Source organism: Prevotella melaninogenica, assembly GCF_003609775.1.
Taxonomy (GTDB): domain Bacteria; phylum Bacteroidota; class Bacteroidia; order Bacteroidales; family Bacteroidaceae; genus Prevotella; species Prevotella melaninogenica_A.
Map to the genome: position 1 here is coordinate 726,608 of NZ_AP018050.1, position 17,958 is coordinate 744,565.

Sequence of the window (17,958 nt, forward strand, 5' to 3'; positions counted from 1 at the left end):
GATGATTACAGTTAAGGATATCATAACGCGTATAAACTCATCTTCCATATCACGAAGAATGGGGCAAGGACTGGTGTGGTCGTTCACTGGAACGGCTTTAGCAAAGTTCCTTACCTTAGTTGTTGGTATCATCTGTGCCCATATTTTGCAGAAAGAAGCATACGGAGAGTTCTCTATGGTGCGCTCTACAATCAATATGTTTATTGTGCTTGGCTCTGCAGGATTAGGTGTAACGTCAACCAAATATATTGCAGAATATAGGGAGAATCAGGCAGATAAGATTCCAGCTGTGTATGCAGCGACGAACTACTTTGGACTTTTAATGGCTATTATAACGGCAATCCTGATATTGTTAGGGGCACCGTTCATTGCGAATAATATCCTTCACCATCCAAGCATCGTCTTACCAGTACGTGTAGGTGCAGTGTTATTGTTCTTTTCTATCATCAATGGCGTACAGAACGGAGCTTTGATGGGCTTTGAAAACTTCAAAGCAATAGCTATCAATACATTGTTAGGAAGTGTCTTAGAGTCTGTCTTGACAATCCTTGGAGCATATTATTTTGGCGTTAATGGAGCCATTCTTGGTTTCGGAATGGGATTCATCTTGATTTTTGTTATGAATCATCTTTCCATCAATAAGAACTTTTCTGCTATTCATATAAAGAAGTTGAGCATAAAGAAACTCCAATTAAAGGACTTTTCTATCTTATATACTTATAGCCTTCCAGCAGCTTTGTCGGCATTACTTATTACCCCCTCATTTTGGCTAATACGCTCAATACTTGTGCGTTCAGAGGGTTTTCAAGAGCTTGCAGTCTTTGAAGCGGCTGACCAATGGAAGGTTATTATTCTGTTCATTCCCACAGCTTTCAGTCAGATAGTTCTCCCCATCCTATCGAGTTTGAATAAGGAAAAGACTTCTTTTGTATCTACCTTGAAGTATAATATGCTCATAGTAGGCATTACGGCTTTGTTATTATCTATCGGTGTAATGCTTTTCGGTGGTTTTATTATGCGACTATATGGTGCTACTTATGACAATTCTGTACCCGTGCAGATACTTGCTATATCAACAATATTCTCTGCATTGGCAAATGTTCTTGAGATGGCAGTGTATAGTCTTGGTAAGATGTGGCAATGCTTTGCTATCAATATTGTTTGGGCTTTACTGATGGTTGGATGCTCTTATTATTTTTGTATGAGAGGAGATGGGGCTAATGGTCTATCTATGGCGGTATTAGTCTCATATATAGTGTCCTTTTTTATGTTTTTGGTCTACACCATCATAGTTGTTAGAAAGGAGGTAAGGTGATGTCAGAGAAGGTTCGTTATGTCTTGTTTGCACTCTGTCTTTTCCTTACACAGATACTGGGTACGGGCATTGTTCCTATGGGATTGTTTGCCCTTTCGTTGTTAATGATATTCTCTCCGGCAACCTTTCTCAAGAGTCTAAGATATACCCCAATATTCTTTTTGTTTATCTGTCTATCTTTAGGAGTTGGAACCTATTTCGCCTTATGTGATGGTTTAAAGCCTTGGAATATAGCTTATTGGGGACAATTCTATTTCCTTTGTATTCTTCTCTTGGGTGTTAAGGATAAGAAATCGTGCTTAGAAGCATTACGCCTTTTTGTATTTATCATCTTCATTCTCGACTTTGGAACGAATCTTTTGTTCCTTATCGGTGTGAATGTACCTTGGACAGAACTACCGCCTGTACGTCCTGGAGAGGCACTTGCACGTTTCCCAGGCTTTAAGGGTAATGCTTTATATTCAGGAAGTATCACCTTTGTGAGTGCTTGCTATATGCTCAATCAGAAGAAGGTGAATAAACTCGTCTTCTACATAGGACTTGCCTCAATGGTTGGTAACCTTATCCTCTCTGGTTCTTATCGCTATCTTATTATTGGAGCGGTTGTTGCAACGATGTATTACCTTCGCTTGTATAGGAGCAAGATAATGATGACAGGAATGTATGTGTCAAGTATTATCATTGTGTTTATGGCAACACTTGTCACGATGTTCTCCAATCTTAGCAACTTCTATCGAGCGTTTATATGGTTCCATTTCTTAAAAGAAATAGCGAAAGACCCATGGATAGGACATGGCTTCTTCAATATCCATTTGGACGAAAATCAAGACTTTAGTACACCTACTCACTTGATTGCCAATGGCGTAACAGAGTCTTGTATTCTGACGATAGGTTATAGCTTTGGTATTATTGTTCTGTTGTTTTTCCTCGTAAGTATTGTCAAGACCTTATTAAGATATAAGTCATACAAACAATATTCTGTAGAGTTGGGCTTGTTCCTCGGTCTTACATTGGACCTTTTCTGGGGTGGAAGCTTTGATAATACTTATACCTTTGCGCTATTATTATTGAGCTGGTATTTGATAAATCAAACTGCTTGTAAAAAACAATTGGATGAAGACATTCACGATAGTACTGCCGACGTATAATAATCTCGACCTTTTCAAGAGTGTCTATGGTTCGGTCTGTAAGCAAGACTTCAAGGACTATGAGATTGTTGTAGTAGACGATTCCACTAATTCGTCTATAGAGGATTACATGTCTTCGCTTAATAATCCCGTCCTAACTTATCGGCATCACATTCCCTCAGCAGGCGCAGTGAATAACTGGAATCATGGTTTACAATTGGCAAATGGTAGATATGTTGTTGTAGTACACCATGATGAAGCCTTCGAAGAAGACAATTATCTAACTTCTCTAAATGAGCAATTTCAAAAGGGATATGACGTACTTGTGACGCGTGTAAAGGTCTTTAATGCTGGCGTATTAAAGCCTAATGTCTTTTCGCAGGCTGTGATGAAATTCTTTATAGGCTGTCCTTCTCTTCTATTCCTTTGTAATGTCATTGGTCCTTGCTCTTGTGTGGCATTTAAACGGGAGCATCTAATCGAGTTTGACAATAGACTTAACTGGCTTGTTGATGTTGATTGGTATTATCGTCTGCTGAAAGGTAAGCGGAGAAAGTTCTTAGATAGTCTTCATATCGACTCTTTCAATGATCATGAGGATAAGATTACAAATCAGATAGACGTGAAGCAATCGGAGGTGAAAGACATAGCTGCTCTCAACTCAAAATATAAGTATCATCTTCTGTTAAGGTGTTGCTTATTCATCAATAAAATGGTTATGCTCAATGATTTAAAGGGTATAATAAAGAAAGTAATACGCAAATGAAGATAGTAAAGATATTAGGTGGCTTGGGCAATCAGATGTTCCAGTATGCGCTATACCTTTCTCTGCAGGAAACGTTCCCAGAGGAGCGAGTGATGCTTGACCTTTCCTGCTTTCAGGGCTACCATCTGCATAATGGTTTTGAATTGGAGAAAATCTTCTCAATAAAAGGTGAAAAGGCTTCAGCTTCAGATATTATGCGGGTAGCTTATTACTATCCTAATTACCTTTTATGGCGCATTGGTAAGCGTCTGCTCCCATGTCGCAAGGGCATGTGTTTGGAAAGTTCTACACTCCGCTTTGATGAAACGGTGTTGACAAAAGAAGGAAATAGATACTTCGATGGCTATTGGCAGGATGAAAGATACTTTGCCGCTTGTCGGGAGAAGGTGTTGAAAGCCTTTACTTTTCCTGCTTTTAAGCGTGCAGAAAACTTATCTTTGTTAGAGAAATTAGATGAGAACAGCGTTTCGTTACACGTAAGGCGAGGAGACTATATTGGCAATAGTCTTTATCAAGGAATCTGCGACCTCGACTATTACCGTACTGCTATTGAAAAGATGTGTTCTTATGTTACACCTTCTCTTTTTTGTGTTTTTAGTAACGATATTGAATGGTGTCGTGAGCATCTTGAGCAATATATTAATGCACCAGTGGTTTATGTCACTTGGAACACAGGTGCAGAAAGCTATCGTGATATGCAGTTGATGTCGTGTTGTGCACATAACATCATTGCGAATTCCTCCTTTTCATGGTGGGGGGCATGGCTCAATCAGAATAGTGATAAGGTTGTTATTGCACCAAAGAAATGGTTGAATATGGAAGAATGCCATTTTGCTTTGCCATCGTCATGGATTAAAATCTAAATTCTTTTATTGCAGTCTGATACAAATAAAATAGCATACTCTCTCTTTGCTAACACTCTTTTAGGGTATAGGCTTTGTCAATATAACTCTTATCTAACAACCAATAAATCTCTTTTTAGTATAATATTGTAAGGCTATTAGTGCTCCGCACCAATGGTGCGAAGCATGAACACGACATGTGCGGGGCACCAACACAAGTTTAATAGGTGGTATGAAGCAACTTAATATAGGTGATGTTCATCGTGTAGTATTAATAAAAAGAAGTTAGGTCTGCGCTATTTGCATTGACCTAACTTCTTTTTTATTGACTGCAAAACATTGTCTACAGTCTTGTTGATAGAGATAATTTCTTACTTTAGCAAGCTTGCAATCGTTGCAATGACGGCTGCGATACTGGCAGCACTTGAACCAACGCTGAGCGTTTCAGCAAGGCTCATCTTGCTTTGTACCTTTGTTGGAACGATAATCTCACAACCTGGGCGAACCTTAGCATTATGTCCTACCTTCGCTAACATTCCATTCATGTAGAGAATATAGGTGTTGCTCTTCTTCGCATCACTGGCGAAACCACCTGCTTGATCGATATAGTAAGCAACACTCTTGCCTTCAACATAACCGACAGAGTTAGGGAACATAACCGCACCATTAATCTTAACGGTTCCATTGTATTGTGGAATGACGATGCGGTCGCCCTCGCGAAGAACGATGTCGGCATCACTTCCCGGATTAGCTATCGCCTTATCTAACTCGATACCAACAGGATATATATCAGGAACTTTGAACTTATCTTCTGATTTCTTATTACTCTGCTCTATAGCTTGAAGCACACCTGCATCCTTAGTCTTCACGGCTAAGTTCACCATGTTCTTATGTTGCTGTTCCAACTGCATCTTATAAGCATTCTCCATGCGGATTCGCTCTGTTGGCGTAGGGCGACGCTCCAAGCGCGCACCCTTGATATATCCGAGTTCTGTTGCACCACCTGCAGCCTTATAGATGTCGCTCAAGCGCATCTTTCTTGTTGTCAACGTATAGTTTCCTGCAAATACAACCTCACCATCAATACTAACATTCTGTTGATTGGTTGTACCCGGACTCTTACGAACATAGACCTCATCGTATGGTTCAAGAACGAAACCTGGTGCACCATCAATGACAAATCCGTCACGTAGTGAGAATGTGTAGGTGCGTGCGATGATAGAGTCTGGTGTCAGTGCTTGTGGGTTTGTGACACGACGAGATACATCCACTCTCACCGTTGAAGCACCCTGCTTCAGACCTCCAGCCTGTAAAATGAAGTCTTCTAATGACTCATTATCAGCATACTGATAGATACCCGGATAGAGTACCTCCCCATGAATGGTTATCGTTCGTTGCTCCTGTGCATCTGTACGCGTAGGAACAAAGAGTACATCTTCGTTTTGTATAGGGATGTCTGCCACACGACCTGTAAGGATTCCGTCCACATCAACCGAGATAACCTCCAGTGTTCGGTCAGCTTTCTTGCGGTGTAAAACAGCGTGTGGGGCAAATGCCACCTCTGTCAATCCGTCAGCTGCTTCAATCAATCCACGTACGCTGTTGATACGTCCACCAACCTCATACATACCCGGACGGAACACGGCTCCCTTAATCTCCACCATGTTTTCATATCTTGGAATAACCGAGTCAACACTGATTGAATCTTCATCTGATACACGGAAACTACGCATATCAAACTCGTTGACATTGAAGATAGAATACTGACGGCCCGTCTTTCTGCGTACACGTACCGAACGTGTATAGGCGTCACCAGCAAAACCACCAGCATAACCGATGAGTGTTCCAAGACTTTCGCCACGTTTCATCTCATAGAACATTGGGCGTTTCACCTTACCACTCACCTGAGCGAGCATCTCGTAAGGCCCAACAACGATGACGTCGTTATCAGCTAAGCGCACATTACCACTCAAATGGCCACGACGAAGGAAGTCATATACGTCAACCGTACTGATGAGGGTTCCGCCTCTATATACCTTAATATTACGCAGTGTTCCTAAGTCACCGATACCGCCAGCCATGTAAAGTGCATTGAAGACAGTGGCAAAAGCCGATAGTGTATAGGTTCCTGGTGTCTTCACTTCACCCACAACATTCACCATAATGGTATGGGTCTGACCAACTGAGAGGCGTATGTTCGAACTGCTAAAACGCTTACCGATCTTCTCACGGATGCGGTTGTTTGCTTGATCTACGGTCAAACCACTTACCTGAACAGGGCCAAAGCCCTCCAATGTGATGTAACCATCTGGTGCAACCGTAGTCTGGTAAGACTTCTGTGAAGCACCATATACATCGATAAACACAGCATCGCCTGGGCCAATACGGTAGTTGCGAGGCAGTGCCATGTTCATGTTTGGTTCAAAAGAAAGACTCTTATTGTTGAAGATGTCACGTCCCCAAACCTTCTTACGGTTACGGCTCAGCTGCTTCAGTAGGTTTTCATACATCGTAGCAGTGTCCTGTGGCATCCAATCATTCATCTCTGCCTGCATCTTCAGGAATTCAGCATCATTCTCATCGTAGGTATTTGTCCACGAACGATTAGGCGAGATACGTCCTTCAGAGTATCTGCTTACCTCCTGTTCATTGGTGTTGTAATCATCGAGTGTCGCTTCAGCGATTTGTCGTTTGCTCTTTCCTGGAGGAGTATTAGGGCTTGTCTGTCCGTTATTTGTACGACTACGGTCTGTTGTTGCTCCCTCTTTGGCAGCTCCAAAAGCAGCGTTTCCTTTCTGCATCTTCATGAAGGTGTCTCTTACACGTCGTATCTGCGAGATGTCTACACCACTCTGCATAAGCTTGGTGACAATCTGCGATTGTGGAGTTCCTTTCTTATGCTCCTTCTGCACGAAGTCCATTACCTGCGTATCCGTCATTGACGACTGTGCAAAGCCGTTCAAGGAACATAATGCGAGTAATACAAATAGAATATATTTCTTCATTTTCTTGTTTAGAATTTCTTGCCAGTAACAATGTTTAGAACCGTCTTAACGACGATAGTAAAGTCCAACCACAAGGTACGATGTTCCAGATAATGGATGTCCATTTCCATTCGTCGGAGCATCTTTTCCATTGTGTCAGTATAACCATTGTAGAGTGTTGCCTCTGAAGTTAAGCCCGGTCGCATCTCATAGATGAGTTGATAGCGGTCGGTCTGTTCCATGATTTTATCAATAAAGAACTTACGTTCAGGACGCGGACCCACGAACGACATATCGCCTCGCAGCACATTCCATAGCTGTGGCAGTTCGTCTAAATGATGTCCACGTAGGAACTGTTCCAGTCGGGTAGAGTTCGAACTATCACATTTTGCAACAAGTTGCGGACCCTCTTCTTCCACGACACTACTCATTGTACGAAACTTAAAGATAGCAAAGGGACGTCCTTTATATCCGATACGTATCTGTCGGAAGAATATCGGTCCATTGCTTTGATATGTAATAAGAATACTGATAATGAGAAATATAGGCGAACAGATGGTTAGCCCTACGAGAGCTCCAATAATGTCAAAAGCCCGCTTCAAACAGCGTTGAAGCTTCCCCATGGCATCATGACTCCCATTTTCTCTCATTTGGTTATTCGTACTTTGGTTTCGTATAGTTATTATAACTCTATTTTTGTTATTTTGTTGCAAAGATACGCTTTTTTATTTATTTATTAATGAGAAATACTTATCTTTCCACATCTTAACAGTATCTTTGCATAGAGAACAGGGTACTATCATGCGTAAAATTATTCACATTGACATGGATGCTTTCTTTGCAGCGGTAGAGCAAAGGGATAATCCAGAACTGAGAGGGAAGCCTATTGCTGTGGGTTTCGATGGTCCACGTGGTGTGGTGTCGACGGCCAGCTATGAGGCACGTACCTTCGGTGTTCGTTCGGCAATGTCAATGGCACAGGCTAAAAGGCGTTGTCCGCAACTGATAGTAGTCTCTTCACATTTTGATAGATACAAAGAAGTATCAAGACAGATTCACGCTGTCTTTCATGAATATACTGATTTGGTGGAGCCAATCTCACTTGATGAGGCTTTCCTTGATGTCTCGGAGAATAAAAAAGGAATAGAGCTTGCTGTTGATATAGCTAAAGAAATCAAGAAAAAGATATTCGAGCGCACTTCGCTAACTGCCTCTGCAGGAATAAGCTATAACAAATTGTTGGCTAAGATAGCCTCTGATATGCGCAAACCGAATGGAATCTTCACGGTACATCCCGACCGTGCGCTTGGTTTTATTGGCAAGCTCCCAGTGGAGAAACTATGGGGCGTAGGTCCAAAAACGGCTGAGCGAATGCATGGTATGGGTGTCTTTACGGGAGAACAATTACGACAAATATCGCGAGAACACCTTGTACAGGTGTTTGGTAAGATGGGCAATGTTTACTATGATTTCTCACGTGGCATTGACAATCGTCCTGTCATCGTTGAATACGAGCGTAAATCGGTCGGCTGTGAACGTACTTTTCTTGAGGATTTGCGCATCGAATCGAAGATTATCATCGAACTCTATCACATCACTTTGGAATTAGTTGAACGAATAAAAGCGAAAGATTTTAAGGGTAGAACCCTCACACTAAAATTGAAGTGGGATGCTACAACGCAGATAACGCGCAGTCTTACACAGGAGAAAGTTCTTCGAGCGAAAGATGATATCCTTCCCCTTGCCAAACAGTTGTTGAAAGATACGGACTATCATAACCGCCCTATCCGCTTGATGGGACTATCTGTTTCTTCACCTGATACAAATGAAAAAGAAGGACAAAACCGACCTCAATGGATAGAGGGATTGCTCCCTTTTGAAGAAAAAGGCAGTATTAGGTAATTGTCTTATGACATATTCTATTTCTGATGACGAATATAATGCCTCTTTCTGTCTACTTTTAAGTGATATGGAAGTACTGCGCACATATCGTGTTGATGCTCCGCACATAGTGTGCTAAGGGTAAACACCATTGGTGCTAAGCACTAAACGCTGTGTAGATGGCAGTTTCTTGTTGTAGAATCTTAAGTTAGAAGTTTCGCATTTGTTTGTAAAATTGACCTTAATATTATTGCTTAAAACATTTCCAAATATGGAAGAAAATTATTAATTTTGCACAAGATAATCCGTGTTTGACTATTAGGGATGTCGTTTATCCTTTGTCCTCACTAATCAATGTTTTAAGAAGCAGTAGTTTATGCAATATAATGTAACTTGTAATAAATGTAATCGCACATTTATGATTACGGCTGATGGCAATGACAAAATGCAGTGCAATTGTCCTTATTGCGGGCAGCAATTACTTGTCAACTTACCGACGTTGGCAAGCCCTGTTACTCCTACTGTGCAGCAACCTATTATGAACGAAGATGAGAAGAAGGGTAGTGGTTCTGCATTGAAAATCATCCTTACTGTATTGATCGTGCTCATCTTGGGTGGATTAGCTGCCTTTGGTTACATTTATTGGAATAACCAGAAGGAAGCTGCTCAGCAGGCACTTCAAGCACAGCGTAAGGCACATGCCGACTCTGTGATGCAGGTTCGCGCACAGATTGAGGCGCAGGAAGCTGAGGCACAGCGACAGGATGAAAAGCGAAAAGGTATTTGCAGATTCTTAGAATCATTCTATAAGAAAGCCGTTCTTACGGATGATGCGGATGCAGACTTCTATAGTCGTTACCTCACAGACTATTGTCATCGAATGGTTTTCGGAACTCAAGGGTCTTATGACTATGATGTTGATGAGGCAACAATATGGTGGGGTGCTTTCGGAAACACGGCTACAGACCCTGATTTTGAACAACTCCAACGTAACCTTAAAGTCGTTGCTATAGATGATAATTGGTATAAAGTGAGATTGTCGCAAGATGGTGAAACAGAATATCGTCAGGTGAAGGTGCTATCGCAGGATGGGCATACTCTCATTGATGATGTAAGATAAAAATAGATAGAAGGAGGTTAAAATGCAATTTCAAATAGCTTGTAAACATTGTCATCGTCCCTTCGTTATTGAATCGGAGGGTGGCAATACGCTAAGATGTAATTGCCCCTATTGTGGTGAGAGTATGATGGTTGCCACCCCACAGATGGGTGAGCCTGCTGGTAGTGCTGCTGAGACGACTGCCACAGTGAGCCACGTGCAAGTGGAAAAGGATAACACGAGCGGACAAGTCAGACCAACGATGGAGAAAAAAACATCGAAGAGTGGACTGGGAAAGAAAGTAACAATTGTTTTTGTTGGCTTTTTGTTGTTCGTTATTCTCATGTCATCACTCTTATATATTATTTTCTCAGCAATGTCGAATTAAACAATAACACACTCAATTTTATGAAACAGACAAAGATAGTATGTTCTATTAGCGACCGTCGCTGTGATGTTGACTTCTTGAGAAAGCTTTTCTTCTCAGGTATGAATGTCGTACGTATGAATACGGCACACGCCAGCCCTGAAGGTATTAAGGAGATTATCCGCAATACACGTACAGTATCTCAGCACTTGGCATTGCTGATTGATACTAAGGGACCAGAGGTTAGAACCACTGCAGTGGCTGAGCCTATCCAATATAAGGTGGGCGATATGGTTAAGATTTTCGGTCGTCCTGATGTAGAGTCAACAAAGGATATTATCAATGTTTCTTACCCTGACTTCGCTCGTGATGTGAAGGTGGGCGATCATATCCTCTTTGATGATGGCGCATTGGATATGCTGGTTATCGAAAGTGTTGGTCCAATGTTGGTTGCACAGGTACAGAATGAAGGTGAGCTTGGCTCACACAAGAGTGTGAATGTCCCTGGTGAACATATTGAACTTCCTGCACTTACAGAGAAAGATAAGGCTAATATCTTGTTGGCAATAGAGGAGGATATCGACTTCATTGCTCACTCTTTCGTTCGTTCAGCAGCTGATGTTCTTGCTGTTCAGAAGATTCTTGACGAGCATAACTCTGATATTAAGATTATCTCAAAGATTGAGAATCAGGAGGGTGTGGACAATATTGACGAGATTATCGATGCTTCATACGGTATTATGATTGCACGTGGTGACTTGGGTATCGAGGTGCCTATCGAGCAGATTCCTGGTATTCAGCGTAGCATCATCAACAAGTGTATCTTGAAGAAGAAGCCTGTTATTGTGGCTACTCAGATGTTGCACACGATGATTAAAAACCCTCGTCCTACTCGTGCTGAGGTTACTGACATTGCAAACGCTATTTATAGCCATACCGATGCTTTGATGTTGAGTGGTGAGACAGCAAGCGGTAAGTATCCTGTTGAGGCTGTACAGACAATGGCTCGTATTGCTGAAGCGGCAGAGCAGGATGCTCATAAGCGTGGACATGTTAGTGTTCCTATGACAAACCAGAATGATCAGCGTGAGTTCTTGTCAAGAAGTGCCATCGAGGCTACTGAGCAGTTGGGTGTAAAGGGTATTATCACCGATAGCGAAACAGGTCAGACTGCTCGTAATCTTGCTGCTTTCCGTGGCCCACACCCAGTTCTGGCTATCTGCTACAAGGATAAGGTACAGCGTTGGTTGAACCTTAGCTACGGTGTTATTGCAGTTTATCAGCATCGTTATAAGTCAAATGAGGAGATGTTTACAGCTGCTTTGCGTATGCTTCGTCAGAAGGGTTACATTGAGTTAGAGGATAAGATTGCTTATCTTTCTGGTACGTTTGGCGAAGGTGGTGGCGCTACCTTCCTTGAGATTAACAAGGTGGGTGATGTCTTTGCACGCAAGTATCGCTTCCATCTCCCTGAAGAAGTGAACACTGGTTCAGAAGAAGAATAATCCTATTTCCTCACAGTGTGTATGCCACATGAAGTACAAATGAAGGTGTAGAGTTTATTTAAGCCAAACTGGTTAGTAGACAATAATACCCATCATTGCCACTATGGGAGGCATGGTCTCCCAACTTCTTTTATCTTCGTGTCGGCATCTTATCTGTCTTTTTAGCTTGACATAGTCTGCAATGTCTTTGTTGTAAAGACAAATAAGGTTCATCTGAAATATGGAGTGATAAGCTAAAACTATTATATCAAACGATACACAGAGCAGTTCTAAGTTTGCAGTAAGAAACTTAGAGTAGCTCTGTTTTTTATTTCTTAAAGCCAAATCGGTCATTTGAGTCTAAACATATATTGTTTTATTATCGAGCAGATTGGCTGTTTTTGTAACGCAGGTATAGCGGACAACGTCTGTTACTTCAAACTTTAGAAGACTCCTTTTTGTCCGATATTTTCACATACTGATTTTGTAAAGACCACCAAACGGCTTGTAGATAACGCCTAATTGGCTTCCAAAAGATGCCCTTTTGAGGTCTTATTAACGCCCTTTTGAACCCTTACTAAGCACCTTTTAAAAGCTTACTTTGCAACTACTTGGTAACAAGAAACTTACAGAGGCGTTGTGAGAAGTCGATTTTAAGCTATTTCCCTATCTCTTCTTTGATATTTTGTTAATATATTTCTTTGTGCTTTTGAGGCTAAATCTCACACGGAGGAACGGGGGTGTCGGAGGGCTTTTTACCTTGACATAGATTGATATGAGTTGTTGAAAGATCGAGTAATATGCTCGATAGTTACCCCCAATCAGTCATTATTCTACAAAAATGACATTAATGATGAAAAAAAGAAAGGTGTTCAGAAAACTCTGAACACCTTTTTTTTATTTTCCTTTGTTTGTATTATTCAATCAGACAAAGCTGAGATTAGCCTTGCTGAACAGGAATCTTTTTAACGCGACGCTCGTGTCTACCACCCTCAAAGCTTGCTTTGAAGAATGCATCGAGAATCTTCTCAGCAGTCTTGTTGTCGATAAAACGGCCAGGGAGGACAATAACGTTTGCGTCATTATGCTGACGAGTCAGCTCAGCAACGTCCTTATTCCATACCAAACCTGCACGTACACCTTGGTGCTTGTTGAGTGAGATTGCCATACCCTCACCGCTACCACAGATAGCAATACCAGGGTAAACTTCACCGCTTTCAATGGCTTCAGCCAATGGGTGAGCATAATCAGGATAGTCGCAACTCAAATCACTATTACAGCCAAAATCCTTATATGCATACTTGTGTTCTTCCAAATACTGGATTACGAACTGCTTCAATGGATAGCCTGCGTGGTCGCAAGCAACTCCTACTGTCTTAATTTCCATAAGCTGTTTAGGTTTTTATGAGCCTCTGCCTTCGGTGAGGAATTTAGAGACTCAGGTTAAACGTTTATGCTAAAAATGCTTTTACTTGCTCGTAAACATTCTCAGGAGTGAAGCCTAACTTCTCATCTAAGACTGTATAAGGTGCTGAGAATCCGAAGCTGTTAAGGCCGAATACCTTACCATTGGCACCAACTAATCCTTCGAGAGTTACTGGAAGGCCAGCTGTAAGACCGAAGATCTTGGCATCTCTTGGCAGAATCTGCTCCTGATATTCCTTGCTCTGACGGCGGAAGAGTCCCTCTGATGGTGCGCTAACAACGCGTACCTTCACTCCGTCCTTACGCAACAACTCTGCTCCAGCAACACAGGTAGAAACCTCAGAACCACTTGCAACGAGGATAACATCAAACTGCTCATCAGAGCCAGTTACGACGTATGCACCCTTGCGAGTCTGCTGATAGTCTGTTCCTTCTGGCAAACTCTTCACGTTCTGACGTGAGAAGATGAGTGCTGTTGGGGTATCCATGTTCTCCATAGCCATCTGCCAGCATACGGTTGCTGCATCACTGTCGGCTGGACGAAGTACACGAACAGAATCCTGTCCAGCGTGGTTTTGCAACTTCTCCATCAAGCGAATCTGTGCTTCCTGCTCTACTGGTTCATGGGTAGGACCATCCTCACCAACGCGGAATGCATCATGACTCCATACAAACTTAACTGGAGTGCGCATGAGGGCAGCCATACGGATAGCTGGTTTCATGTAGTCTGAGAATACAAAGAAGGTTCCCATTGCGGTGATAACACCACCATGAAGCATCATACCGATACACATACATGCCATTGCCAACTCGCTAACACCTGCCTGGAAGAAGGCACCGCTGAAGTCGTCACGTGTGAGTGCGTGAGTCTTGTTGAGGAAACCATCTGTCTTATCAGAGTTGCTGAGGTCGGCTGATGACACGATCATGTTAGGAACCTGCTCAGCGATAACACCGAGACAAGCTGCAGAACCATTACGTGTAGGAATGTCGCGCTTCTGTACAAGGCCACTCCAATCAATCTTTGGAGCCTTGCCAGAGAACCATTCACGCATCTGTGCTGCCTTTTCTGGGTTCTCTTTCTCCCAAGCTGCTTCAGCTGCATGACGCTCAGCAACAATCTTTCTGAGTTCTGCTGCACGGTCATCATAGAGCTTCTGAACCTCTGGGAAAATCTTGAATGGGTCCTCAACGTCACCACCAAGATTCTTTACTGTATTTGTATAGGCGTCACCACCCAATGGTGCGCCATGTGTTTTAATGCTATGTTCGTAGCTACTACCGTCTGCCTGCAAAGCACCCTTACCCATGATGGTCTCACCAATGATAAGAGTTGGGCGACGTTCTTCCTTGTTAGCAGCAACAAGTGCCTCACGGATAGCGTCTGGATCGTTACCATCAATCTTCAATACGTTCCAGCCCCATGCTTGATACTTCATTGCTGTATCCTCAGACATAACGGCTCCACACTCAGTTGAGAGCTGAATGTCATTGGCATCGTAGAACATGATGAGGTTGTTAAGACCCAAGTTGCCAGCCAAGCGACCTACTTCTGCGCTGATACCTTCTTGGACACCACCATCAGAGATGTAGGCATAAATCTTATGCTGCATCATAGTGCTGCCAAGGCGCGCCTCAAGGAACTTCTCAGCTACGGCTGCACCAGCTGCGTATGCATGACCTTGACCAAGTGGACCAGAAGAGTTTTCGATACCATGTGCGATGTCTCTTTCAGGATGTCCCGGAGTGATTGACCCCCACTGACGGAATTGTTTAATATCGTCAACCGTGAACTTTCTCTGAAGGGTCAATGCCGCATAAAGCATTGGTGACATGTGACCAGGGTCAAGATAGAATCGGTCACGTCCTGCCCACTCAGGCTGTTCTGGGTCGAAGACGAGAAATTCAGAGAAAAGGATGTTTATAAAGTCCGCACCACCCATAGCTCCACCAGGATGACCTGATTTAGCTTTTTCAACCATTGACACTGCGAGAATTCTAATGTTATCCGCTGCTCTGTTCATCAATTTCTTGTCATTCATAAATAGATAGGATTTTTAAATTATAATGCAAATATAAAGATAAATATGGAGACATCAAAATAATAAACTTACTATTTTCCCAAAATATCCAAAATTGCCCAAAGCATTGTATTCGCTTTGCTTTGTTTAGTTGGTGAGTGGCTGTTTTATGGCTATTTTGTTGAAGTGCTATTCTTCTTCGGCTACAAACGGTTTTACCTGTGAGAGATGTATTTTTCTTCTCTTTTTTGCCTCTTTTTATCCCCCTTTTATAATGGTGTTAACGCTTCGCACCTATTGTGCGGAGGCTTCACACGATTGGTGCTGGACGTTAGCACCAGTCGTCTTGTGGGTGCGTAAGTATGCTATCAGCCACAAGAGAAACAGTAATTGATGGATAATTCTATGATAAAAAGGGTATATCTGAATGTTCGTCAATGACGTTTTTACATTCGATATACCCTTTTATCTTTTTTCTTAGCTAAACATTTATATCGTTCGCCTTACTATTAATGATTATAGTGAGGCGTCTGTATATGCTTGTTTATTAATGCGATACAGTGCAGCACCACGTTTGCTCGTAATCTTATCAATGAACTTTGTCTTCTCGATGAAGTCAATTTGTTTGATACGCTTACGGAAGTTACGCTTGTCGATTTCAACACCCATGATTGCTTCGTGGACATTCTGAAGCTGTGTGAGCGTGAAGAGCTCTGGGAGAAGATTGAAACCGAGTGGGTCTTTGTTGATGAGTTTGCGGAGTTGGCTTAATGCTATCTGTACCATTTCGATGTGGTCACCAAACAACTCTGGCAACTTGTTGATGTCAACCCATTGTAAATCATTTTCTTCTAATAGCTTATGGTCGTAGTCAGACACATTGATGAGCGCGCAATAAGCAATTGAGATGACACGATCACCTGGGTCACGATCGGTTTCACCGAAAGCACCCACCTGTCGCATATAAATATCATTGATGCCTGTACACTGGAAAAGAACTCTGTTAGCAGCTTCTTTCAAACTTTCATTCTCTCTTACGAATCCACCATAGAGAGATAATTTGCCGCTGTACGGCTCAACTTTACGTTTACCAACGAGTAGCTGTAGCTTTTTGTTTTCGAACCCGAGTACGATGCAGTCAACCGAAACTAAAAGTTTGGGTTCTCCTTTATAGTATTTATTCATGTTGTAGGTTTTGATTTAGAGATGTAAACTTGTTTTGTTTTTTGGTTACGTAGTAATAATTTTTCTGTTATGTATTGGAATTTAAAGGTTATTCTTGTGTTGGATTACTTCTTGTATTTATGATTCTTATTTTTAGATAAGGGCTGAACTTCTTATAGAGAATCCAGCCCTTATACTAATTAAATATCAATGAAAGTGGCCCCTTGTTAGATGCTATTATGTTCTTAGCAAACCTTGTGAGAACCTTCACTGATAACCACTGGATAAACTTCTGGAGCATGACCATACTTTGCTGTGAACTTCTCAGTTGCGTCAGCAATGAACTTGTCATACAACTCGTCCTTAACGAGGTTGATGGTACAGCCACCGAAGCCACCACCCATGATACGAGAACCAGTCACGCCATTCTCCTTAGCAACGTCGTTGAGGAAGTCAAGCTCTTCGCAGCTTACCTCATACTCCTTGCTGAGTCCGTGGTGAGTCTCATACATCTTCTGACCTACAGTCTCATAGTCACCAGCAACAAGTGCGTCGCAAACAGCGAGTACGCGCTCCTTCTCACCGAGAACGAAGTGTGCACGCTGGTAGTCCTCAGCACTTACCTTGTCCTTAACAGCCTCTAACTCGTCCCAGTTAACATCACGCAATGTCTCATACTTCTTCTCTGGGAACTGCTCAGCGATAGCTGCAACAACATTCTCACAGCTTCTGCGACGATCGTTATATGGGCTACCAACGAGTTCGTGCTTAACCTTTGAGTTTACAAGAACAAGCTTGTAACCCTGTGGATTGAATGGGAAATACTCGAACTCACGGCTGCGGCAATCAAGACGCATCAACTTGCCTTCCTGACCGAATACACTTGCAAACTGGTCCATGATACCACAGTTCACACCGATATACTTGTGTTCTGTAGCCTGACCAGCGAGTGCGATGTCCCACTTTGAAATCTTATTATCAGCGAACAAGTCGTTCAATGCGCATCCGAAGCAGCTCTCCATAGCGGCAGAAGAACTCATACCTGCACCGAGAGGAACGTCACCAGCAAAAGCAATGTTGAAACCCTTTACGTCAACACCAAGTGCTTTGAACTCCTGTACCATACCATAAATGAAGCGTGCCCATGTTGCGCGTGGACCCTCTGGGTCGTTAACCTTGAACTCTACACGATCCTTGAGGTCGATAGAGTAGCACATAACAGTATCTGTACCATTAGGGCGAACCTCAGCCATGATGCCCTTGTCTACTGCACCTGGGAATACGAAACCACCGTTATAGTCAGTGTGCTCGCCAATGAGGTTGATACGTCCTGGTGAGAAATAGATGTTTCCAGTCTTGCCGTCGAAATGCTTAATAAAACGACTTCTTACGAATTCTATGTCCATGTTAGTAATATTTGATGATTGTTAGGATATAATTAAATTATCTCGATATAATGGCAAGCGTGATGCCTGCCATTATA

14 protein-coding genes are annotated in these 17,958 nt (G+C 42.4%); 8 read left to right on the plus strand and 6 right to left on the minus strand.

Translation table 11 applies throughout. The features are described 5' to 3' along the window. Position 1 precedes the first annotated feature (1 nt). From PMEL_RS09580 to PMEL_RS09595, 4 genes are read left to right on the plus strand one after another with little or no spacing between them, the layout of a single operon-like run. Positions 2-1,315 carry an oligosaccharide flippase family protein gene (locus tag PMEL_RS09580; RefSeq protein WP_120175090.1) on the plus strand — a complete coding sequence of 438 codons (1,314 nt, stop codon included), beginning with the start codon at positions 2-4 and terminating at the stop codon, positions 1,313-1,315. Further along, entirely contained in the window at positions 1,315-2,463 is a 1,149-nt protein-coding gene (locus PMEL_RS09585) for a ligase (protein ID WP_120175091.1), read from the plus strand. The genes PMEL_RS09580 and PMEL_RS09585 overlap by 1 nt, the downstream gene beginning before the upstream one ends. Then, the gene (locus PMEL_RS09590; protein WP_120175092.1) at positions 2,429-3,208 is read left to right on the plus strand and encodes a glycosyltransferase family 2 protein; all 780 of its coding nucleotides are present in this window, start codon (positions 2,429-2,431) and stop codon (positions 3,206-3,208) included. Before PMEL_RS09585 ends, PMEL_RS09590 begins: the two co-directional genes overlap by 35 nt. Further along, positions 3,205-4,071, plus strand: a complete 867-nt coding sequence (locus PMEL_RS09595; protein WP_120175093.1) for an alpha-1,2-fucosyltransferase — start codon at positions 3,205-3,207, stop codon at positions 4,069-4,071. The genes PMEL_RS09590 and PMEL_RS09595 overlap by 4 nt, the downstream gene beginning before the upstream one ends. Before the next feature lie 350 nt (positions 4,072-4,421). Here the strand turns inward: PMEL_RS09595 and PMEL_RS09600 are convergent, their stop codons facing one another. Further along, positions 4,422-7,055 carry an SLBB domain-containing protein gene (locus PMEL_RS09600; protein WP_120175094.1) on the minus strand — a complete coding sequence of 878 codons (2,634 nt, stop codon included), beginning with the start codon at positions 7,053-7,055 and terminating at the stop codon, positions 4,422-4,424. Between the two features lie 8 nt (positions 7,056-7,063). Beyond that, positions 7,064-7,684 (minus strand): sugar transferase, encoded by a 621-nt coding sequence (locus PMEL_RS09605; protein ID WP_120175095.1) that lies wholly within the window; start codon positions 7,682-7,684, stop codon positions 7,064-7,066. A 151-nt stretch (positions 7,685-7,835) separates the two neighbouring features. On the opposite strand from PMEL_RS09605, the gene dinB reads away from it, so the two are divergent. The 4 genes from dinB to pyk all read left to right on the plus strand — a co-directional run bounded on the left by dinB (position 7,836) and on the right by pyk (position 11,886). Beyond that, the gene (dinB, locus tag PMEL_RS09610) at positions 7,836-8,936 is read left to right on the plus strand and encodes a DNA polymerase IV (RefSeq protein ID WP_120175096.1); all 1,101 of its coding nucleotides are present in this window, start codon (positions 7,836-7,838) and stop codon (positions 8,934-8,936) included. 355 nt (positions 8,937-9,291) lie between these two features. Then, positions 9,292-10,035: a hypothetical protein gene (locus tag PMEL_RS09615; protein ID WP_120175097.1), complete on the plus strand. Its 744-nt coding sequence runs from the start codon at positions 9,292-9,294 to the stop codon at positions 10,033-10,035. 22 nt (positions 10,036-10,057) lie between these two features. Next, on the plus strand, positions 10,058-10,402 hold the full coding sequence (locus PMEL_RS12405; RefSeq protein WP_231999414.1) for a hypothetical protein: 345 nt from the start codon (positions 10,058-10,060) through the stop codon (positions 10,400-10,402). Between the two features lie 20 nt (positions 10,403-10,422). Further along, positions 10,423-11,886, plus strand: coding sequence for a pyruvate kinase (gene pyk, locus PMEL_RS09625; RefSeq protein ID WP_120175098.1), 1,464 nt, complete (start codon positions 10,423-10,425; stop codon positions 11,884-11,886). A gap of 919 nt (positions 11,887-12,805) precedes the next feature. On the opposite strand, the gene rpiB is transcribed toward pyk, so the two are convergent. From rpiB to galK, 4 genes are all read right to left on the minus strand, one after another. Next, positions 12,806-13,252, minus strand: coding sequence for a ribose 5-phosphate isomerase B (gene rpiB / locus PMEL_RS09635; protein WP_120175100.1), 447 nt, complete (start codon positions 13,250-13,252; stop codon positions 12,806-12,808). Positions 13,253-13,316: 64 nt separating this feature from the next. After that, positions 13,317-15,332: a transketolase family protein gene (locus tag PMEL_RS09640; RefSeq protein WP_120175101.1), complete on the minus strand. Its 2,016-nt coding sequence runs from the start codon at positions 15,330-15,332 to the stop codon at positions 13,317-13,319. 495 nt (positions 15,333-15,827) lie between these two features. Further along, entirely contained in the window at positions 15,828-16,496 is a 669-nt protein-coding gene (locus PMEL_RS09645) for an NUDIX hydrolase (RefSeq protein ID WP_120175102.1), read from the minus strand. 224 nt (positions 16,497-16,720) lie between these two features. Beyond that, the gene (gene galK, locus PMEL_RS09650) at positions 16,721-17,881 is read right to left on the minus strand and encodes a galactokinase (RefSeq protein ID WP_120175103.1); all 1,161 of its coding nucleotides are present in this window, start codon (positions 17,879-17,881) and stop codon (positions 16,721-16,723) included. Positions 17,882-17,958 lie beyond the last annotated feature (77 nt).